The sequence below is a fragment of the Pseudomonas sp. AC255 genome (assembly GCF_979258175.1).
The window spans coordinates 4,459,435-4,480,772 of the sequence record NZ_OZ409841.1 but is presented as its reverse complement, the minus strand read 5'-3'; the positions used below and the strand labels follow the sequence as shown (position 1 = coordinate 4,480,772).

Here is a 21,338-nt window from a genome sequence, read left to right as displayed (position 1 = left end):
AATCCATAATCGAATTGAATGCATGGCGTCGAATCCACAATCGACTTGGTCTTTCAGGTCGACGGACAACGCAAGACAGCTGGGTCGGCCCCCTCTTCCTCTGGGAGAGGGCTGGGGTGAGGGCAACCCCTGACACCCCACAAAACCAGCCCACACCAAATTCCTCAAAAACCCTCAATCAGTCGGCACCAACCGATCCAGCACCCGATTCACTGCCATCTCCGCAACCATCACAATCTGCGCAATGCCCTGCAACGTCTTGCGTTGCGAGCCGTTCACCAGCCCCGCCTGATCGTTGAGCATCACCGTCGCCGACCCCAACGTTTCGCAGGCGTCGGCCAACAGCGATTCGTTGTCGGCCTCGGGATTGGCAATGTACAGCGTGTTGGATTTGTAGGGCGGGGCCATGAATTCAGCGCTGGATGGGCCGAGGTAATGGTCGAGGGCGCGGTCGGCGGCTTCGTGGAATTTCTTCGAGTCGGCGGATTCGTAGGGGGATGCCGGGTCGGTGGGTGGCGGGTTTGGGGTTACTTTGAACATGAATGCTTGCCTCTTATGAAGCTGCATCCGTTTCGCCGCTAAGCAAAGGGAGGCAGCTGTGCGCAAGTTAGCGGACCGGTAAGCATTCAACCCGGTGCATCCGAAGATGCCATGCGCACAGCCACCATCGAGTGCAGGCGTGAGCCTGACCGGATTGGACTTGTACAACCGGAATGCTGTCCGAGCCGCTAAGCTCGATCACTGAGAAATCAGTGACCGAATCAAGTTACCGGCAGGCCCCAAGGCGCACAAGCCGGCGGATTCTGGCGCAGGCGTAGGCAGCGGCGCAAGGAATTGTGGGTGGTTTCGCTGAATGTCTGGCGGCTTTAAACAGTTGTGCCAAGACGTGTTTAATCGGTGTGGCAAATGACGCCTTCGCGAGCAGGCTCGCTCCCACAAGGGGTCTGCGGTGAACTCGGAAATGCAGGCAACCGAGAACTACTGTGGGAGCGAGCCTGCTCGCGAAGAGCCCATCAGCATCACCGCCGATTCCGCAGCCGAAACTCCCCCGGCGGCATCCCGCGCCAGCTCTTGAACGTGCGATGAAACGAGCGCGGTTCGGTAAAACCCAGATACTGCGCAATGTCCTGAATCGGCAACGTGCTGTTGAGCAAATAGTGCTCGGCCAGTTCCTGACGCAGCTCATCAAGAATCTGCTGATACGACGTCCCGACCTGCTGCAATTGCCGCTGCAACGTGCGCACCGAGACGCTGAGCTGCTCCGCCACTTGCTCCTTGCGCGGCAGGCCCTCCTTGAGCAAACCGCGCAGAATGTTTTTCACCTGCTGCGCCAGCGACGCATCTTCCAGCGTCGCCAGCAAACCCATCGCGTGTTCTTCCAGGGTTCGCAGCAATTGCGCATCGGCCTGGCGCAGCGGCAACTGCAAATAATCCAGCGGCACCACCAGCGCCGAACACGCCTGATCGAACAGCACCGGGCAGCCGAAAAACGCCTCGTATTCGGCCTGCGTTACCTCATTCGGCCGCGCATGCTCCAGCCATACGAAGGCCGGCGACAGCTGCGTGTCGGCGATCCAGCGCGCGTAGTGCAGCCACGAACCGAGCACATTTTCCACCAGATGCCGACGAATCCGTGGCCGCTCGTAGCGGCAGGTCCAGATCAGATGCACGTGCTCGCCCTGCACCTCGGCGCGGCTGACACCCATGTCGCCGACGAGTTTTTCGAACGGCATGATCCGGCTCATCGCATCGCCCAGCGTCGCGCAATTCATGGTGATGTAACCGAGCACGCTCCACGAATTGGGCAGGACGAAATTCGCCGCATGCAGCCCGAACAACCCATCGCCGGAGTGCTCGCAGAAATAATCCAGCAAGCGTTCGTGAACCTCACCCGGCAGGCGCAAGGTGTTGTCGCTCAACTGCTGCGCCTGCAACCCGGCCGCCGCCAACGCAGGCTCGATGGCCATGCCCAACTGTTCGGCGTGACGCAGGTATTTGAGCAGCGGCGGAACGGAAGTGAAGCCGAGCGATGGCATGGTCGCGGTCCTTTGATCGACGGCGCGTGAGCGAATGAATGCCGCAAGGTAAGTGGATTGCCCGGCGAAAGTAAATGCCCGGACGTTTGGCGCCATTCGCTACAGGTTCTGGCCGGATGCGACCGTGACAGATCTCCAGCGCTGACTAGTATGCAAGCTTGATCCAACGGCAGAAAAAGGACACACGCATGCGACGCTGGAACGGCTGGGGAGAGGCAGGCACGGTGGTCGAACTGCCGGCCCAAGGCGCGACGTTTCTCCATGAACGCTTGGGCGCTGGCCACGCGTTGCCCGATGCGACCCTGGCGGCGGCGTTGGCGCAAGTGCCGACCTCGCGTCTGGTGCCTCATCGCTTGTACAGCGTCGATACTCACGATCGCCTGCTGCACGCCCGCGGCCAGAGCCTGCCGGACTGGTTGGCATTACGCGAAGGTGCGCTGGGCACGTATCCCGATGCCGTGGCCTTTCCCGAAACCGCCGAGCAGATCCGCCAATTGCTGGCGCTCGCCCATGATCAGGATCTGTGCCTGATTCCCTATGGCGGCGGCACGTCGGTGGCCGGGCACATCAATCCGCCAAACTCCGCGCGCCCAGTGCTGACGGTGTCGCTGGCGCGGATGAATCGCCTGACCGACCTCGACGAACACAGCCTGCTGGCGACGTTCGGCCCCGGCGCCAGCGGGCCGCAAGTCGAAAGCCAATTGCGCGCGCGCGGCTACACGCTGGGACATTTCCCGCAGTCGTGGGAGCTGTCGACGCTGGGCGGTTGGGTGGCCAGTCGTTCCAGCGGCCAGCAGTCGTTGCGCTACGGGCGGATCGAGCAATTGTTCGCTGGCGGCACCCTGGAAACGTTCGCCGGGCCTCTGCAGATTCCAACCTTTCCCGCGTCGGCCGCCGGCCCGGATCTGCGTGAAGTGGTGCTCGGTTGCGAAGGCCGTTTCGGGATCATTTCCGAAGTCAAAGTGCGGGTCAGCGCGTTGCCGGCGGACGAGCGTTTCTACGGCGTGTTTCTGCCCGACTGGCCGCACGCGCTGCAAGCAATCCGGCAACTGGCGCAGGCGCGCGTACCGCTGTCGATGCTGCGTCTGTCGAACGCGGTGGAAACCGAAACGCAACTGGCGCTGGCCGGCCATCCGCAACAGATCGCCTGGCTGGAAAAGTACCTCAAGCTCCGTGGCGCCGGCGACGGCAAATGCCTGTTGACCTTCGGTGTCACCGGCAATCGCCAGCAAAACGCACTGTCGCTGAAACACGCGCGCCAGCATCTGAAAGCCTTCGGCGGCGTGTTCACCGGCACCCTGCTGGGCAAGAAGTGGGCGCAGAACCGCTTCCGCTTTCCCTACCTGCGCGAGAACCTGTGGAACGCCGGTTACGTGGTCGACACCCTCGAAACGGCCACCGACTGGAGCAACGTCGACCACTTGCTCAGCCTCATCGAAAACAGCCTGCGCGACGCCTTGGCCGCCGAGGGCGAGCGCGTGCATGTGTTCACTCATCTCTCGCACGTCTACGGCGAAGGCTCGAGCATTTACACCACTTACGTGTTTCGCCCGGCCGCCGACTATGCCGCGACGCTGGCGCGCTGGCGGGTGCTCAAACACGCGGCCAGCCAGACTATCGTCGACAACCACGGCACGATCAGTCATCAGCACGGCGTCGGCAAGGATCACGCGCCGTATCTGCTGCGGGAAAAAGGCATGCTGGCGCTGCAGACGTTGCAGGCGCTGAGCGAACATTTCGACCCGGAGGGGCGCCTCAACCCGGGCACGCTGTTGCCAGAGTCGCGGCCATGACGGCGAACTGGAACGCGCAATGGCGCGAGCAGATTCTGCCGACGCTGGCGGATGAAACCTGGGACCTGATCGTCATCGGCGGCGGCATCAGCGGCGCCGGGATCGTCCGCGAAGCCGCGCGCCGGGGCTGGCGTTGTCTGCTGCTGGAGCAGCGCGATTTTGCCTGGGGCACCTCCAGCCGATCATCGAAAATGGTCCACGGCGGTTTGCGGTACATCGCCAAGGGTCAGTGGCGCCTGACCCGCGATTCGGTGCGCGAGCGTCAGCGCCTGCTCGACGAAGCGCCGGGGCTGGTCGAGCCGATGAGTTTCATGATGCCGCACTATCGCGGCGGCTTTCCCGGGCCGCGCGTCATGGGCGGCTTGCTCTCGGTGTACGACGCGCTGGCGGGGCGGCGCAACCATGCTTTTCATGACGCCCAGCAACTGCGTTTTCTCGCCCCGGGGGTTAAGGAAAACGGCCTGCTCGGCGGCAGCTGTTTTGTCGATGCACTGACCGATGACGCGCGGCTGGTGATGCGCGTATTGCGCGAGGCCCGGGCCGACGGCGCGGTGGTGCTTAATGGTGTGCGCGTCACGCAACTGCTGCGTGAAGGCGGGCGCGTGTGCGGGGTTCAGATCGAAGATGGCGAGGGCGGCGCCACGCTGCAATTGCGCTCTGGCGTGCTGGCCGTGGCTACGGGCGCTTGGGCTGAGCGCTTGCGCCTCGCTGAAGCGACGAAGCAATTGCGCCCGTTGCGCGGCAGTCATCTGTTGCTGCCGGGCTGGCGCTTGCCGGTGGCGCAGGCGTTCACTTTTCTGCATCAGCGCGATCGGCGCCCAGTGTTTGTCTTTCCGTGGGAAGGCGCGACGGTGGTCGGCACCACGGACCTCGATCACCGCGAAGATCTCGACTTGAGCGCGCGCATTTCCAGCGACGAAATCGACTATCTGCTCGCCGCTTGCCAGCAGCAATTTCCCGGCGCCGAAGTGGGCGTCGACGACGTGCTTTCAACTTGGTCAGGCGTGCGCCCCGTGGTGGGCAGCGCGACGGGTGCGCAGCAGGGCAAACCGTCGAACGAAACCCGCGAACATGTGCTGTGGCAAGAGCCCGGTTGCGTGACTTTGGCCGGCGGCAAACTGACCACATTTCGTCCGCAAGCGATCGAAGTGCTCAAGGCTTGTGCGGCGATGCTTGGGCGTTCTTTTGTCGATGACGGCGCACCGGTGTTCGCCGCTGTGCCGCCGCTGACGATTGTGGGACTGAGTGGCAATCAATGGCGACGCCTGGCCGGACGTCACGGTCGAGACCTGCCGAGGCTGGCGCAATTGCTCGGCGAACTCGGTCTGGAAACGGTTGGCACCAGCGACACGTTGTGGGCAGAACTGGCGTTCGCCTGCGAGGCGGAAATGATTCTGCACCTGGATGATTTGCTGCTGCGCCGCACCCGTTTGGGCCTGTTGCTGCCGCGCGGTGGCGAGGATTATTTGCCGGCGATCCGCACGCTGTGCCAGCCACGATTGGCCTGGGATGATGAGCGCTGGCTAGCGGAAATTCAGCGTTATCGATTGTTGTGGCTGCGCGATCACGGGTTGCCGGAGATCACCCCATGAAATACCTATTAGCCATCGACAACGGCACCCAGAGCGTGCGCGCGTTGCTCTTCGATCTGCAGGGCAATCTGCTCGGCAAAGGCAAAGTCGACTTGCAGGCGTACTACTCGACGCAACCCGGTTGGGCCGAGCAGGATCCGGAATATTACTGGGCGAAACTCGGCGAGGCCTGCCAGCAACTCTGGCAGCAGACCGGCATCGACCGTGCGCAGATTGCCGGCGTGTCACTGACCACCCAGCGCGGCACCGTGATCAACGTGGACGCCAAGGGCAAACCGCTGCGCCCGGCAATTGTCTGGCTCGATCAACGTCAGGCTGAGGTCGAGGGCAGCATCAAAGGGCCGTGGGGCTGGCTGTTCAAACTGGTCGGCGCCCAAGCGACGGTGGATTATTTTCGCGCCCAGGCCGAGGCCAACTGGATCGCCCGGCATCAACCCGAGGTGTGGGCGGCGACTGACAAGTTTTTGCTGCTCTCGGGTTTTCTCACCCATCGCTTGTGCGGGCGCTTCGTCGACTCCATCGGCTGTTGCGTCGGCTATCTGCCCTTCGACTTCAAACGGCTGAAATGGGCGGCGCCGCGCGACTGGAAATGGCAGGCACTGGCGGTGCGCCCGGAGCAGTTGCCGAGCCTGCACAAACCCGGCGAAACCCTCGGCTACATCAGCGCCGAAGCCGCCCGGCACACCGGCATTCCTGAAGGGCTGCCGTTGATCGCGGCGGGCGCGGACAAGGCCTGCGAAGTGATCGGCTCCGGCGTGGTCGATGCGCGCACCGTGTGCCTGTCCTACGGCACCACCGCGACGATCACCAGCACCCGCTCGCGCTACCTGGAAATCGTACCGCTGATCCCACCGTACCCCTCGGCCGTGCCCGATCAGTACAACTGCGAAGTGATGATCTATCGCGGCTACTGGATGGTCAGCTGGTTCAAGAACGAATTCGGCCTGCGCGAGATGCAGCAGGCGAAAGCGCAAGGCATCGAACCGGAGCAACTGTTCGACGCACTGGTCAACGAAGTGCCACCGGGCTCGATGGGCCTGATGCTGCAACCCTACTGGTCACCGGGCATCCGCGAACCGGGCGTGGAAGCCAAAGGCGCGATGATCGGCTTCGGCGACGTACACACCCGCGCGCACATCTACCGCGCGATTCTCGAAGGCCTGGCCTACGCGTTGCGCCAGGGCATGGAGAACATAGAGCGGCGTTCGAAGGTCTCGATCCAGCGGCTGCGTGTAGCTGGCGGCGGCTCACAAAGCGACGCCGCCATGCAACTGACCGCCAACATCTTCGGCCTGCCGGCAGAACGCCCGCATGTGTATGAAGCGTCCGGGTTGGGGGCGGCGATTTGCTGTGCGGTGGGGTTGGGACTGCACAAGGATTTCCCATCGGCCATTGCGGCGATGACTCGGGTTGGAGCGGTCTTTAACCCACAACCCGAGGCGCAGGAGATTTACCAGCAACTGTACACAGACGTTTACCTGCGCATGTATCGCCAACTCAAACCGCTGTATCAAAGCATCCGCAAAATCACCGGGTATCCCGAATAGTCCCGACACCATACACCCCTGTGGGAGCGAGCCTGCTCGCGAAGGCGGAGTGTCAGTCAATGATGATCTGAATGATCCACCGCTTTCGCGAGCAGGCTCGCTCCCACAGGGGTATTGCGGTGTGCCGTTATCGACGATGCCGCTCGGCGGGCCTGACTCCAATCGAACCTGAATATGCTAGCCTGCAATCGATGATTTCATTGATTGCAGGAGGGCGACGTGGCCAGCATCACTATTCGAAACCTTGACGAGAAGCTCAAGGAGCAGTTGCGCATTACCGCTGCACACAACGGACATTCCATGGAAGAAGAGGCTCGGCTGATTCTGGGCCGAGCGCTCACCACGGTTGATCGTGCCGGAGGGCTGGGCAGTCGGATCCACCAGCGTTTCAGCGCCGAGGGCGGAGCTGAGCTCGATCTGCCTGCGCGTACAGGAAAACCGCTCGGGGTGGATTTTTCTGAATGATAGTGCTCGATACCAACGTTCTATCCGAATTCATGCGTATCGAACCCGAGGCTCAAGTGTTGGCTTGGGTGGATGCGCAACCGGCCATGGACCTGGTCATCAGCGCAATCACCGTGGCGGAGATACTGCACGGCATCGCTCGATTACCTTCCGGCAAGCGCAAACAAAAACTCCAGGCCCACGCTTTGGCAATGTTTGAAGAGGATTTTGCCGGGCGGATTTTGCCATTCGATGCCCACGCAGCCGTCGAGTACGCGACGCTGGTAGCCGATGCAGAGGCGAAAGGGCGGGGGATTGCAATGGCCGATGCGCAAATCGCAGCGATCTGCCGAAATCGTGGAGCCGCGATTGCTACACGTAATGTCCGGGATTTCGAGTTTTCCGGGATTGAAGTGATCAATCCGTGGCAGGTCTGAAAATCTGCTCTGCCATTTAAACCGCTTTCGCGAGCAGGCTCGCTCCCACAGGGATTGTGCGACGGGATCAAAATCCAGCGTGGCACACAAATCCAATGTGGGAGCGAGCCTGCTCGCGAAGGCGCAGCGTCAGGCAATGTTGATTTGACTGACCCACCGCCATCGCGGGCAAGCCCGCTCCCACAAGGGATCTGCGGTGTGCTCAAATCCTGTGACCCACAGAAATCCAAATGTGGGAGCGAGCCTGCTCGCGAAGGCGCAGTGTCAGGCAATGTTGATTTGATTGACCCACCGCCATCGCGGCCCGCTCCCACAGTTATCGAGATGAACACATCAACAGTGCTCGACCACGAAAACCTGTGGGAGCGGGCTTGCCCGCGATTCGATTTCAGCTTCAGCGCAAAACCAAAATCAAACGCGGAAGTGGCTGACCATCTGCTGCAACTGACCACCCAACCGCGCCAGTTCAACACTCGACGCTGCCGTCTCATCACTCGCCGCTGCGGTCTGTTCGGACACGTCGCGGACGTTGATGATGCTGCGGCTGATCTCTTCAGCCACTGCACTTTGCTGTTCAGCCGCCGCAGCGATCTGCTGGTTCATCGACTGGATGTTCGACACCGTGCGGGTGATGTTTTCCAGCGAGGCGCCGGCCTTGCGCGTCAGGGCGACGCTGCTGTCGGTCAGCGCGCGGCTGTTGTTCATCACTGCCGAAACCTGCTGGGTGCCGTTCTGCAGACCGGCGACCAGACCTTCGATTTCCTCAGTCGACTTCTGCGTACGCTGAGCCAGACCGCGTACCTCATCGGCGACCACGGCAAACCCACGCCCGGCTTCACCGGCACGTGCCGCCTCGATCGCGGCGTTGAGGGCGAGCAGGTTGGTCTGTTCGGCGACAGCCTTGATCACGTCCATGACGCTGCCGATCTTGTCGCTTTCCTGCTGCAACACGCTCATCGCTTCGGTCGAGCGCACCACTTCACTGGCCAGACGCTCGATCTGCGCAATCGCTTCATTGACAACCTTGTCGCCTTCACGGGCTTCGCCATCTGCCGCGGCGGCGGCTTGCGACGCTTCCTCAGCATTGCGCGCAACTTCCTGCACAGTGGCAGTCATTTCGTGCATGGCCGTGGCGACCTGATCGGTCTCGACTTTCTGGCTGTTCACACCGGCGCTGGTCTGTTCGGTTACAGCCGACAACTCCTCGGCGGCGCTGGCGATCTGAGTGACGCCGTCGCGGATGCCACTGATCAAATCACGCAGGGTCACGCCCATGCGCGCGATGCCTTGCTGCAACACGCCGAGTTCGTCGCGACGGGTAACGGTGACGTTCTGAGTCAGGTCGCCGCTGGCAATACGCTCGACCACGGCCAAGGTTTCCTGCAACGGGCGGGTAATCTGACGGGTGATGATTACCGCAGCAATCACGCCAACCAGCAGCGCCAGCAACGTACTGATCAACTGGAAGGTGCGCGCCTGGGCACTTTCGGCGTCACGGCGATCAAGCTGAATCTGGTACAGCTGTTCGCTCAGGGCGACGATGGTGGTGCCCTGATCGGTCATTTCCTTACGCGCCTGCACCGCCTCGGTGTTGGCGTTCTTGTACGCCATCAACGCACTGCGATAGCTGGTCAGTGCGGTTTCCAATTGGCGCAGGGCATCCTGCTGTGTCGCGGCAAATTGCGCGTTCAGCGGCTTGAGGCTGGCGATGGCCGCGTCGATCTGGCCGACGGCTTTCTGCTCGGTCTCGGCGTTGCTGGTCGCGGTGTAACCACGCACTTCATAGCGCGCGAGGATGAAGGCTTCCTTCGCTGCAGTAACCGCCTGGAACTGCTCGAAACGCTGATCGCTCAACTCCATCTGCTGCACGCGCTGGCTGATCGAATCGATCAGATTGGACGCGGCCTGGGCATTTGCGCTCATGGTGTCGCGGGCAGAGTTGCCGGTGCGATAGGCGTTGCGCATTTTGTTCAGCGAGGTCTGGTATTCAGCGATGGTCGCGGCCTGCTGCTTGAGCAGTTTGACGTTCTCCGGACTCTTGAATTTGCTGATCAACGCCTGTTGCTGTGCGGCGAAGCTTTCCAGGGTGGTCTGCACATTCTGCGCGGCGGTTTCGTCGCCGTTGGTCAGCATGTATTGCAGGCGCACCACGCGCAGTTTGGTCAGGCCAGCGTTGAGCTGGGTGATGTCGCTCATCCAGTTGCTGCGGTCGATCAGGCCGCCGAGGCTGGTCCAGCCGGTCAGCGCCAGAACGCAGGTCAGGGCCAGCACCAGGCCGAAGCCCAGGCCGAGTTTCATGTTCACGCTGATGTTACCGAACCAGCTATTCATGCAAATCCTCCAGAAACGTTGGGTTTCTTGGTCGTCAGTTAAGCTGGAAGATTGTTGTTCTTTTGAGCCAGCAGGGGTGTTAGCAGGTCTGTATCGGCCGCAAACCCGAGAGCTGAAAGGATTTTTGTCTGACAGGTTTCGCGCAACTCAACCCAGGCGCCGCGACCAGCGCTGATCCGGCGCCTCGAACCCCGGATTGACCAGCGCCGTCAGCACATGATCCTGCCAACGCCCGGCGATATTCAGATACGCCTTCGCATACCCCTCGCGCTCAAAACCCAAGCGCTCAAGCAAACGCGCACTGCGCTCATTGCCCGGAATGTAATTGGCCATGATCCGATGCAGATTCTGCACATCGAACATATAACCAATCCCCGCCTCCAGCCCCTCCTGCATCAAACCCTGCCCCTGATGCGCCTCATCGATGTGATAACCCAAATAACACGCCTGAAACGCCCCACGAATAATTCCGCTGAAATTGCACGCACCGATCATCTGCTGACCGTCCGACGACAGCAGCGCGAAATGCATGGCTAACCCGGCTTCGAAGGCACTGGCCTGGATCTCGAGACGACGGCGGATGTTGGCGGTGGAGAAGTAGTCGGTGGTGCGGATGGGCGACCACGGCGCCAGGTGGCGGAGGTTGCGCTGGTAGAACGCGCTTTCGAGCTCGGCTTGATCGGGGGAGAGGATCGCCAGCGTGAGGCGCGGGCAGGGCAGGGATAACAGCGGCATCGAGCGCTCCTTGGCGAGGGATCTGCTGGCAGAGTCGCGCATATGGTGGGGAGCGGCAAGATATGGAGAAGCCGAGGCGAAAAAAGCCCGCTAGGAGCGCGGGCGAACCGTAGTTTCTTGAATGAGCGAGTGGACTTTACAGGCTGTCCCGGTTGGGCGCAGTGAAGAAAAATTCATGTCGCTTCTGCCAACCGGGTTGGTGTCGCGCCAGTCGATCTTCAGCGCACGATGAAAATATCAGCGCCCATACAGCACCGTGTTCATCAACGCATTGACCTGATTTGGCATCGTGTGGATGAACCAGTCGAAAGCAAGACCCGAGGTAAGCAGGTACGCGAGAACCAGCAGGATAGGCATGAAGATGATGTTTTTGCGCAGATTGGCGTACTTGCGGGTTTTTCTGGAAAGCCAAGGTTCGTGAGTACCGTTGTTATTGGCATGTGCACCCGCAACGATGAAGTAGGTTGAAAAAAGCATCATCCGAAGGCTGGTATAGATAAACAGCAGTACGCCTATCAGGTGTAGCAAGAACCAGTGCATGTCCAGCAAGACGAAATATTTCTTTATTCCCGTCAGGCCCTGCTCATTGATGATCTGCTGGCTGTACTGAAAGTTTTGCGGCGCCAGGGTGGGCATAAAAGCTTCGTCGGTGACATACGTCGCGACCACGCAAAATGCCAAGCAAAACAACAGCGCAACGACCCACTTAATGCCCGCGAAGAAGCCCCGGTAAAGGCTATGCAAGGTGCCGCCAGCCCACAGGGAAATGGTGAATAGCGTGATCCAGGAAATCAGGTTGAGTATCTCGGCCCGGAAAAACACATAAATCAGCCCGGCGATCAGCATCATCATGCAGATGACTGGAGTCATATCCTGGCTCGTGCTGGCGGCGTTCACGCCCGGTGGTGGATTGACCACCGTGTTGAAGGTCAGGTTTACCGAATGGCCCGGCTGATTGGCGGATTGTGGAGAATCGCCTTTCAGTACCCGATCCAGAATGGCTCCCAGAATCAGGCCGAGGATGGTGAAGAACGCCGATATGTAGATATCGACTTCCTTGGATTGGATCGTTTCGATGAAGCTCATGGTTTATTGCCTTCCTTGTGCAGGTTGAGTTTCCACATGCGAACCGGTTTTCTCTGCGAGGCTTCCAGCCAGCCGCGGAATGGTAAGGGGATGGCTGTGGTTTTGCTATCACACAAGCGCACTCGTCTTACAGCCAAACTGGTTTCGTTAAATTGGAGATGAGCCAAAGCGGTGCCGCAGCCCCCAGCGTCCTCTTAGTACGCTTCGAACATTCACAGCCACCGGCAGGCTTGAGAATGTGAAGGAAATGGGCGGCCATTCGACTAACCCCAGATGCGACAAAGCCCGCACTGGGCGGGCTTTGTCGTTGAGAGTTGGTGGGCCGGGGTAATCTGAAAGGATTAGCTATCTTGTTGAAGTATATGTGAGAAGTTCGGTTTGATATTTGATTGGAATACATTTTGGAATACCGAGTGACTGGATTTGAGCTCAGGGGGCGTGGCGCTCCTTGTGGCTGATCTCGTGGTCTCTGCCGGTGGAGCGGTATTCAAACATCGGCGAGGTATAAGCCAGACTCAGCCTCCATCCTCACCAGGCTCTCAATGATTTGAGCGCGTTTCACGCCACGCGTCTCAGCTAGCGCATCAAGCTGAGCGATCACTGCTTTCGAGAGCATGACGTTGACCTGCTTCTTGTCTGCGGCGCGTTCGTCGAATTGCTTACGGCTCCATCGCTTCTTGATCTCTCGAATCATCGCCGCCCGTTCGTAACGGCCTACATCAGCCTGGTCGAAGAACATCAGCAGCTCTTGGTGGTTGGTGATTGGCGCTTGCCTGTGCAGCGGGGACAGATGCTTCTTTTCAAGCCATTCCCAGGCGCAAACACAGCGCCTTTCGCTCTCCTTTTTATCGGCAAACCACTCGAACTCGGTGTCCTTCGACTTGTGCCTACGCCAGTCCCGGTGAAGGTCATCGATCTGGGATGCCTTGTCAGCAATATCGACATCCCAAAGGTCGACCATGGCGATGAGGCGATCCCTGCCAGTGAGGTGGACTAGGTCGCGATGCAGGCGCAGGTTAGTCATCTGTTCGATCTCGCGGATCAGCCACCGGTGCTGCCGTTCATCCTCTTCGATCCAGTCCAGCTTTTCGTTTGGAAGTAGGAATCGGTCCTTCTGTCTAGGGATGCGGGACTGGAAGAACCTCTGGCTCCTCAGGGCCCTGGCTATCTCGTCACGCATGGTGAGGCCGTTGCAGGTACTGAGATCAAGCCTGGCCTCTTTGTAGTAGTAGAGGAACAGCCACAACCAGATGTCGTGGCGATGGTTTTGATGAGGCTCTTGGAGTAGCTCGCTCAGCCTGTCCGCATCCTTATTGCGTGTGCGATTGTTGATTTCCATGTCATCTCATCCGGATCTAGGGGCGGCTATGGGGGCAAAATCTAGATGATTCTACATTGATTCTATGGTTGTTCTAGATGGATTCTTGTTGATTTCTATAAGTATTCTACAGCGATTCTAGAATCATATTTTTTGGATATCACCAGATTTCATTGGGGTTTGTTGAGGTTGTTGCTGGCTACAGAGTCTCTTTTAGCTTTCCCTTGTGCAATAGGAGAGCTCAGGATGGGACGCGGCTACTGGAAGCATGGCTTTGCTATCCACGCTCAGGCGGGCGAAAGTGCATCTGGGGGAGACTGATCTGATGTACAAACTCAAGCCGGATGTTCTGCTGGGCCTTGCGTGAGTCCGGGCGGTTTCTGAGTGAGGTCGGGTAGTCACAAGGTGGGCTAGGGTGTGAGTCAGCGCTCGGGACCAGAGCGCTGTACGTATGTACGTACACAGCTTGAAGGTGCACCGTAGGAGCGCCTGCGGATCAGTTCTACAGTGTTTTTTTACCGGCTCTGCCAATCCTCTGAACGATTACGAGGAGCCCCGTTCATGAGGATCATCCGTCTGAAAGAAGTCATAGACTCGACAGGCCTTGCCCGGTCGACTATCTACAAATACATCGCGGAAGGCACCTTCCCGAAACCGGTGTCACTGGGCGACCGCTGCGTCGGCTGGGTCGACAGCGAAGTGCATGACTGGATCCTGGCAAGGATCGAGGAGCGGGACTTGGCTGACGGGACTGCGTTGCGCCCGACCAACCACTTAAGCGTGGCTAGCTAAAATGACCATCTGCGCCATGACCGGCTAAGGCTGGTCATGGCGCTTATGCCGCTGAAAAGCCCAGCGCTCTCAGCTAACTCTCCCAGGAGGAAACTCGGTGAATCACTCGGCGGGCTCGGCAATGTTGCTCCCCATTGCCTGGCCAGCCTTGGATGGCCGCTGTGGCTTGGGTCGGGATCTAGTTATATAGCTCTAGGCTATCAATTTATAACAACACAATAGCCTTAGCTCAATGGCAACACGAGATCTATTACCCGGTCTATGGGTTAGGTCATCAGTTAAAAAATACAAAACACGTACCTGGTATGCGAACCCCCAATCAGGTACACAACCATGACCAAGCGAAACACCAGCACCGTTCGATCTCAATCCGATACCGCTATCCGTATTGAACGCCTCGTAAACTCCATTCAGCGTACAGATAGCCAAGCCTTCCGAATCACATGCTCGAAGCATGGTGATGAGCAGGTCAGTGAAACTAGGCTGTCAAAATACTTTGATGGGATCGTGCAGATGGTCGCGCTGTTCGATTGTGATGCGGAGTATCAGCGCAGCTGGCAATTAAGCCTTTTTCAGGAAGCCTGCCAGTCCATTGGGGTTGAGCGCAGTCCCTTTGGCATTACCTGCTTGAACGAGAGTGAAACGCGCTATCTGAGCATCAGCGAGGCGCTGAACGAGCTGACCAAGAGCATCCGAACTCTCCTCACCCAAAAGAGATTCAAGCGTAGGGAACACGACCAGCGCTACCAGGCAATTCAGCAAGAGATTGAGGTCGGCCGCTACGTTGATGCCGTGCTTGATCGCTACGCCCGTACCTGCGTTGTCAGGGTTGATCTGTATTACCGAACTGAGGCCCAAGCTAGGTTGCGTGTGGAGCACGTATTCGACGACCTGAACCGGTTGATTGCTGAGCGTGAACGTAACCTGATTTTCGATCATGAAACCGGCTACATCTGCAGCGTTGAACAAGGCGAGGATCGTGGGTATCACATCCATGCTGCTTTCTTCTTCAACGGCGCTGAAGTGAGTGCCGACATCTACAGGGCACAGCGGATCGGAGAGCTGTGGCAGAGCATCACCCGTGGTCAGGGCTGCTTCAACAACTGCAACCTCGAAAAAGATAAACATCAAGACAGGCTGGGGATTGGCCTGATCCACAGGCGTGACCTGGGCGCGCGGGGTAACGTGCATTACGCCATGCGTTACCTGGTCAAGAATGATCAACATCTGCGGCTCAAGCCAGTAGGCGCTCGTTGCTTGCGTAAGGGGCTGACAAGGAGGGTTTCCGGGATGACTAAGCGGTCCATTCAAGGGCGAACGTAACTCATCAGGTAGGTTGGGTTGATAGCTCAAGCTCGCGCTGGTGATCCGATGTGTTGCCAGCGTGCCGGGTGCTAGCACCGTGCCTGTGAAGTCCTGGTCAGCCGATGGTTTAGGCTACGGTCGTGAATCTAAGGCTGACGTGAGTGTTGTGGGATGACAGAGAAACGGGAGCGATGCCGGCAGCATTACCGGTCGGTATGTGCAAGGAAGCAGTCTGAGCCCAGTAAGGGTTGTGCTCTTGATGAAAGCCTGCATCATTTCTCGGGTAAGCGGCCTACAGGTAAAAACCCCACTGCACTTGACCACGCGATAGGCCTGACGTCGGCACCGTTTTGGCGTGGTGTGGCTGCGGTCGCTCGCTCCGAGCTGGCCAGCTTAGCCCTAAGGCGTTGGGGTCTGATCAAGATCTTTGGTTCAGGTTGGGCCGCAACGGTCAGCATCCTGAGGCGGGCCTGTGGGCCTGGATCGTCGACGCCTCCATTGAGATCGACGGGCAATCAGTCGATGCGTTCAGAGTGGTATCCCGTGAGGCACTAGAGGTCATTCTGCGTGACGAGAAGCAGCTCCTCCGGCCGATGGATCAGTTTGACGAGGAGGGTCAGAATTCATTGTTCCCTGACGGATTTGCTGGACGATTTATAGCTGTTGTCGAGTCCAATGAGCTGTGGCAAGGCATGAGCTAGCACTCGGACGGTAATGGCCTGGTTCGGTCTGCGATCCGCCTGGGATTGAGGGGCGCTTTGCGGCAAAAGCTAACCTCAGCTCTAGATTTGTGGTTATCAGAATGCAACGCACATAAAATCAAAATAGGGTAATGTTCGTGCTCTAAGAGTGGGTATGTATTTTCCCTCAGAGGTAAGCACAAGCATTCGCTAACACGAACGAGCCAGCCAGGTTGTCGAACGAACAGTTTGCAGATCTAACCCAGCCACAACGCGATCGACTCGCGTTCGTGGAATTGCGCGTGCGCTTCAGTGGGGAAATACGCCGCCAGGACTTGGTGACGCGGTTTGGTATCAAGTCCGCCGCCGCATCCAGGGATCTGGCGCTGTACAAGGAGCTGGCCTCCGGCAACATCGACTACGACTCCAAAGGCAAGTCCTACGTCCTCGGGCCGGACTTCCAGTCGGTCTTCGACTTCCCCCGGGGCGGGTGTTGTCGTGGCTGACTCAGGGTTTTGGTGACGGCGAACCGATGCGGCTCAAGGCGTGGGTGGCTAGCGAGAGCCCGTCCCGGCTCGCCCTCCCGGATCTGGATGTGCTGGCGAGCGTGACCCGTGCGATCCACCATGCGTGTCCACTTAGCATTGAGTACCACTCCATCTCCAGTGGCCGCACCGAGCGAGAGATCGTCCCGTTCGCACTTATCGACAACGGCCTACGCTGGCACGTCCGCGCCTTCGACCGGAAGTCCCAAGAGTTCCGGGATTTCGTCATTACCCGGATCTCACACGCCGTCGTGCTCAAGGGGCAGCTAGTTGCGGCCTTTGAGATGAGCAATCAAGACATCCAGTGGACCCGGATCGTCGAGCTGGAACTGGTACCGCATCCAGACCTGCCCCGGCCGGAGATCACCGAGATGGACTACAGCATGGATGGTGGCGTGCTGCGGATGAAGCTTCGTGCTGCTACAGCCGGGTACATCCTGCGCCAATGGAGTGTGGACTGCTCGCCAGACCACAGCCTGCGAGGCCACGAATATCGACTCTGGCTGAAGGATCATCTAGCGCTCTACGGCGTAAAGAACGCAATGCTGGCCCCTGGTTACCGATCACCCGACGCACAAAACATGATGGGCAAGGCTGACTGATGCGCCGCGCCAATACAGAACAACCGACTTTGACTGGATTCCCTACATGCCCTTAACCCTGCCACAGCTGGAGCGCCATCTCTTCAAAGCCGCCGACATCCTGCGCGGCAAGATGGACGCCTCCGAGTTCAAGGAATACATCTTCGGGATGCTGTTCCTCAAGCGCTGCTCCGACGTCTTTGACCAGCACCGCGAGAAGATCATCAAGGAGGAGCTGGCGGCCGGCTTGAGCGAGGCGGAGGCCATCGAGAGCGCCAACCAGAAAGACTGGTACATGGAGGAAGGCTCCTTTTGGGTGCCACCCCAGTCGCGCTACGAGTACCTGCTCAACGAGGCCCACCAGAACATCGGTGACTTCCTGAACAAGGCGCTTGCCGGTCTGGAGACAGGCAACACCAGTCTCTACGACGTGCTCGAGCACATCAACTTCACCCGCAAGGTCGGCCAGAGCAAGATCCCCGACATCAAGCTGCGCTCGCTGATAAACCACTTCAGCCTGCACCGACTGCGCAACGAAGACTTTGAGTTCCCGGATTTGCTGGGCGCTGCCTACGAGTACCTGATCGGCGACTTCGCCGACTCCGCCGGTAAGAAAGGCGGCGAGTTCTACACGCCGCGCTCGGTGGTGCGGATGATGGTTCGCCTAATCAAACCGGAGTTGAAACACCACATCTACGACCCCTGCTGTGGCTCGGGCGGCATGCTGATCTCCGCCAAGGAATACATCGATGAGCAAGGCCAGGAGGGGCGCAAGGCAAACCTCTACGGGCAAGAGGCCAACGGCACGGTGTGGTCCATCGCCAAGATGAACATGCTGCTGCATGGCATCAGCACCGCTGACCTGCACAACGAAGACACCCTGGCCAAGCCCCAGCACGTCAAAGGCGGAGAGTTGCGACGCTTTGACCGCATCCTCACCAATCCACCGTTCTCCATTCCCTGGGGCACGACCGACAAAGACCAGAGCGGCCAGTCCGCCTGGGCACCGGAGTTCCGCGCCGAGCGTTTCAACTACGGCGAGGTGCCGCTGGGGGCCAAGAAGGCCGACATGATGTTCCTGCAGCACATGGTCGCGGTGCTAGCCGATGGCGGGCAGATTGCCACCGTCATGCCGCACGGGGTGCTGTTCCGGGGCGGCGAGGAGCGAACCATCCGCGCCGGCATGATCGAAGAGGATCTGCTGGAAGCCGTCATCGGCGTGGCGCCCAACCTGTTCTATGGCACGAACATCCCGGCGTGCATCCTGGTGCTGAGACAGCAGGTGCAGAACGGCGCGGAACGGGTCAGCGGCAAGCCGAAGGAGCGCCAGGGTAAGGTGCTGTTCATCAACGCCGACCGCGAATACTTTGAGGGTCGGGCGCAGAGCTTTCTGATGCCTGAGCACATCGAGAAGATCGTCACCACCTTTGAGGCCTTCAAAGAGGAGCCGGGCTTCTCGGCCATCGTGGACACCGCCACGCTCAAGGCCAACGGCTACAACCTCAACATTCGCCGTTATGCCGACAACGCCCCGCCGCCCGAGCCGCATGACGTGCGCGCCCATCTGCTGGGTGGCGTCCCCAAGGCCGAAGTGGCGCATCCGAACAAGAAGGCCCTATTCGACGCGCACGGCCTGAACCCGATGGACATCTTCGTCGAGCGGGACGGTACCAACTACGACTTCAAACCCAGCTTCACAGCAAAGACCGAGCTCAAACCCGCCATCGAGTCCAACGTTGGGCTGCAGGCCAAGGAAGCCGCCATCCGCGCCGCCTTCGAAGCTTGGTGGGCGGCCCATAGCCAGCGCATCACCGATCTGGCGGGGGCACATAGCTTCGTGGCGCTGCGCAACGAGCTGCTGGCCAGCTTCAGCGGCTCACTGGAACAGATTGGGCTGCTCGACCCCTTCCAGGTGCGTGGCATCGTGGCCGGATTCTGGAACCAGACCAAGTACGACTTCCTCACCCTGATGGCGCGCGGCTCGCATGGCGTGGTCGATGCGTGGCGCACCAGCATCGTCACTGCGCTGGAAGACAAGACCAAGAAGGAAAGCCCACTGGAACACAAGCTGGTCAAGTTCCTGATGGGCAACTTCGTCGATGAGATCGAGGAGCTGGAAGCCAAGAAGGTCGAGCTTGAGGCCCAGATTAAGGCCAACGACGCGAGCGAAGAGGAAAGCGGCAAAGACCCTGAAGCCGCCGAGGCCGAGGACGACGATGCCGTGGATGAGGCCCAGCTCAGGGCCCAGAAGAAGGATCTTGAGGCCAAGATCAAAGAAATCGCTCGGGTCGTGAAGGCGATTGAGAAAGACAAAAAGGCCAATGCCAGTGCCCTGATGAAGCTCGACAAGCCCAAGACGCAGCAGGCGAACGCTGCCGAGATCGCCACCCTGCGGACCGAGATTGCTGCGCAGGACGCAGAACTGCTCGTCCAGGCTGAAAAGCAGCAAGCCATTGAGGCGACGCTCAAGCCCATCCTCGACCAGCTTGCGGTGTTCGTCGAGCTGCGCAACGCCCTCAAGGACGTGAAGAAGGAGCTGGCCGACCGCAAGAAGGTCTTCGCCGACCACCTCAACTCGGCAGTTGACGGTCTTGCGCCCGAGGACGCCGCCAAGCTGCTGCTCACCATCTTGCACGACGACATGAAGCGGATCGTGGAGCGCTACGTCACCGGCCAGCGTCAACTCATCGTGGCGGCCTTCGAGAACTGGTGGGACAAGTACAAGGTGACGCTGACCGAGATTGAGCAGGATCGCGACATAGCTGCGAATCAGTTGCAGCGGTTCCTGAAGGGGCTCGGCTATGTCTGACTCGGTTATTGATATCCCCAACGAGGCTGGATGGCCGGAGCGCACTTTGGAACGTATGTGCTCAACAATCTCAAGGGGAACAGCGCCAGTCTATGTCGAACATAGCGATGTGCTGGCAATTGGCCAACGGTGTGTCACCGTGCTTGGATTTGATCCTGCCTTTGCGAGGCCACACTCAAGTCATGCAATGGGCAATGTACTGAAGCCAGAAGTCGGCGATGTACTTCTCAATTCCACGGGCACCGGAACGATTGGCCGATCCTGCGTCTTTGATAGCTCGAAGGACTTCATCGTCGACGGCCACATTACGTTGTTGCGCTCCGCGCCAGATCAGTTTCGAGGTGAATGGCTTGATGCCGTTCTCAGAACGTCTTGGGCCCAAAACCATCTTGAGCGGTTCTGTTACGCTGGGTCAACCAATCAGGTCGAGTTGAGCAGGACGGAACTCGCAGCGACTTCGCTTCCTGTTCCAAGTATTGAAGAGCAAAACGACTTCTTAAGAATATTCCATACTCTTGATGGCGCAATCCGCAAGACTGAGGCCATCGTCGAGAAGCTGAAGCAGGTCAAGCAGGGCTTGCTTCATGACCTGCTGACGCGAGGTGTGGATGCCAATGGCGAATTGCGCCCGGGCCATGATCAGGCACCCCACCTCTACCAAGAATCCAGGTTGGGCTGGATACCCAAGGACTGGACTCTGCGATCTGTCGCCTCGCTTGGTGAAATCAGATCCGGAAGTACTCCCTCACGCGGAAAGGCCGACCGCTACTTTCACCCGGAAGGAACGCCGTGGGTAAAGACGCTTGATCTGAACGAAGACATCATCCGCAAGACAGATGAATGCATCACGGTCGCAGCACTCCGGGAGAGCTCCTGCTCGATTCTGCTTGCGGACTCAGTCTTGATCGCAATGTACGGTGGGTGGGAGCAGATTGGACGAACGGCAATGCTGGGGGTTCCTGCGGCGACAAACCAGGCAATCAGCACCGTGACGATCAACGACCCTGACGTTGTGCCCGAGTACGTGCTACGTGCGCTTCAACATGGACGGCCGAGGTGGAAGCGAGTTGCGGCCAGTACGCGGAAAGATCCGAACATCACAAAAGTAGACGTCGAGACGTTTGAACTGCCCATGCCGTCGACCAGGGATGAGCAGATTGCAATTGTCAGTCGCTTTCGCGCCCTGTTGACCAGGCTTGCGGTTGAGCAACTTGAGCTTCACAAGCGCCAGAAAGAGAAAGCGGGGGTCATTGACGACCTCCTCACCGGCCGCGTCCGTGTCACGCCCTTGATGGCGCCATAAGAAG

At 59.2% G+C, this 21,338-nt stretch carries 15 protein-coding genes and 2 pseudogenes; 10 read left to right on the top strand and 7 right to left on the bottom strand.

Translation table 11 applies throughout. The features are described from left to right. Positions 1 to 174: 174 nt before the first annotated feature. On the bottom strand, positions 175 to 540 hold the full coding sequence (locus tag ACZZ0K_RS20340; RefSeq protein WP_258707566.1) for a DUF6124 family protein: 366 nt from the start codon (positions 538 to 540) through the stop codon (positions 175 to 177). Between the two features lie 479 nt (positions 541 to 1,019). Next, on the bottom strand, positions 1,020 to 2,036 hold the full coding sequence (gene gliR, locus ACZZ0K_RS20335) for an AraC family transcriptional regulator GliR (RefSeq protein ID WP_258707567.1): 1,017 nt from the start codon (positions 2,034 to 2,036) through the stop codon (positions 1,020 to 1,022). 188 nt (positions 2,037 to 2,224) lie between these two features. Here gliR and ACZZ0K_RS20330 point away from each other — a divergent pair, with 188 nt between their 5' ends. The 5 genes from ACZZ0K_RS20330 (at position 2,225) to ACZZ0K_RS20310 (ending at position 7,849) form a co-directional block, all read left to right on the top strand. Then, entirely contained in the window at positions 2,225 to 3,829 is a 1,605-nt protein-coding gene (locus ACZZ0K_RS20330; protein WP_258707568.1) for an FAD-binding oxidoreductase, read from the top strand. Then, positions 3,826 to 5,421, top strand: a complete 1,596-nt coding sequence (locus ACZZ0K_RS20325; RefSeq protein ID WP_258707569.1) for a glycerol-3-phosphate dehydrogenase/oxidase — start codon at positions 3,826 to 3,828, stop codon at positions 5,419 to 5,421. The genes ACZZ0K_RS20330 and ACZZ0K_RS20325 overlap by 4 nt, the downstream gene beginning before the upstream one ends. Further along, positions 5,418 to 6,968: an FGGY-family carbohydrate kinase gene (locus tag ACZZ0K_RS20320; RefSeq protein ID WP_258707570.1), complete on the top strand. Its 1,551-nt coding sequence runs from the start codon at positions 5,418 to 5,420 to the stop codon at positions 6,966 to 6,968. Before ACZZ0K_RS20325 ends, ACZZ0K_RS20320 begins: the two co-directional genes overlap by 4 nt. Positions 6,969 to 7,187: 219 nt before the next feature. Next, complete coding sequence (locus ACZZ0K_RS20315; protein WP_258707571.1) at positions 7,188 to 7,433, top strand: FitA-like ribbon-helix-helix domain-containing protein; 246 nt, start codon at positions 7,188 to 7,190, stop codon at positions 7,431 to 7,433. Next, a complete protein-coding gene (locus tag ACZZ0K_RS20310) occupies positions 7,430 to 7,849 on the top strand; it encodes a type II toxin-antitoxin system VapC family toxin (protein WP_041477894.1) in 420 nt (139 codons plus the stop codon). Before ACZZ0K_RS20315 ends, ACZZ0K_RS20310 begins: the two co-directional genes overlap by 4 nt. A gap of 411 nt (positions 7,850 to 8,260) precedes the next feature. Here ACZZ0K_RS20310 and ACZZ0K_RS20305 read toward each other — a convergent pair whose 3' ends face one another. From ACZZ0K_RS20305 to ACZZ0K_RS20285, 5 genes and pseudogenes are all read right to left on the bottom strand, one after another. Beyond that, positions 8,261 to 8,974, bottom strand: a complete 714-nt coding sequence (locus tag ACZZ0K_RS20305; protein ID WP_371915160.1) for a methyl-accepting chemotaxis protein — start codon at positions 8,972 to 8,974, stop codon at positions 8,261 to 8,263. Positions 8,975 to 9,118: 144 nt separating this feature from the next. Continuing rightward, positions 9,119 to 10,045, bottom strand: a pseudogene (locus ACZZ0K_RS20300) (methyl-accepting chemotaxis protein); the annotation flags it as partial. A 282-nt stretch (positions 10,046 to 10,327) separates the two neighbouring features. Then, positions 10,328 to 10,915 (bottom strand): GNAT family N-acetyltransferase, encoded by a 588-nt coding sequence (locus ACZZ0K_RS20295; protein WP_258707572.1) that lies wholly within the window; start codon positions 10,913 to 10,915, stop codon positions 10,328 to 10,330. Between the two features lie 237 nt (positions 10,916 to 11,152). Next, entirely contained in the window at positions 11,153 to 12,001 is an 849-nt protein-coding gene (locus tag ACZZ0K_RS20290; protein ID WP_258707573.1) for a hypothetical protein, read from the bottom strand. 487 nt (positions 12,002 to 12,488) lie between these two features. Continuing rightward, the gene (locus ACZZ0K_RS20285) at positions 12,489 to 13,340 is read right to left on the bottom strand and encodes a hypothetical protein (RefSeq protein ID WP_463559289.1); all 852 of its coding nucleotides are present in this window, start codon (positions 13,338 to 13,340) and stop codon (positions 12,489 to 12,491) included. A gap of 540 nt (positions 13,341 to 13,880) precedes the next feature. Between ACZZ0K_RS20285 and ACZZ0K_RS20280 the strand changes: the two genes are divergently transcribed. The 5 genes and pseudogenes from ACZZ0K_RS20280 (at position 13,881) to ACZZ0K_RS20260 (ending at position 21,334) form a co-directional block, all read left to right on the top strand. Next, positions 13,881 to 14,111 (top strand): helix-turn-helix transcriptional regulator, encoded by a 231-nt coding sequence (locus ACZZ0K_RS20280; RefSeq protein ID WP_122752959.1) that lies wholly within the window; start codon positions 13,881 to 13,883, stop codon positions 14,109 to 14,111. A 333-nt stretch (positions 14,112 to 14,444) separates the two neighbouring features. After that, entirely contained in the window at positions 14,445 to 15,434 is a 990-nt protein-coding gene (locus tag ACZZ0K_RS20275; RefSeq protein WP_463559288.1) for a YagK/YfjJ domain-containing protein, read from the top strand. A gap of 895 nt (positions 15,435 to 16,329) precedes the next feature. After that, a pseudogene (locus ACZZ0K_RS20270) lies at positions 16,330 to 17,243 on the top strand (WYL domain-containing protein). 46 nt (positions 17,244 to 17,289) lie between these two features. Beyond that, the gene (locus ACZZ0K_RS20265) at positions 17,290 to 20,031 is read left to right on the top strand and encodes an N-6 DNA methylase (protein ID WP_463559287.1); all 2,742 of its coding nucleotides are present in this window, start codon (positions 17,290 to 17,292) and stop codon (positions 20,029 to 20,031) included. Then, on the top strand, positions 20,024 to 21,334 hold the full coding sequence (locus ACZZ0K_RS20260) for a restriction endonuclease subunit S (protein WP_463559286.1): 1,311 nt from the start codon (positions 20,024 to 20,026) through the stop codon (positions 21,332 to 21,334). Before ACZZ0K_RS20265 ends, ACZZ0K_RS20260 begins: the two co-directional genes overlap by 8 nt. Positions 21,335 to 21,338 lie beyond the last annotated feature (4 nt).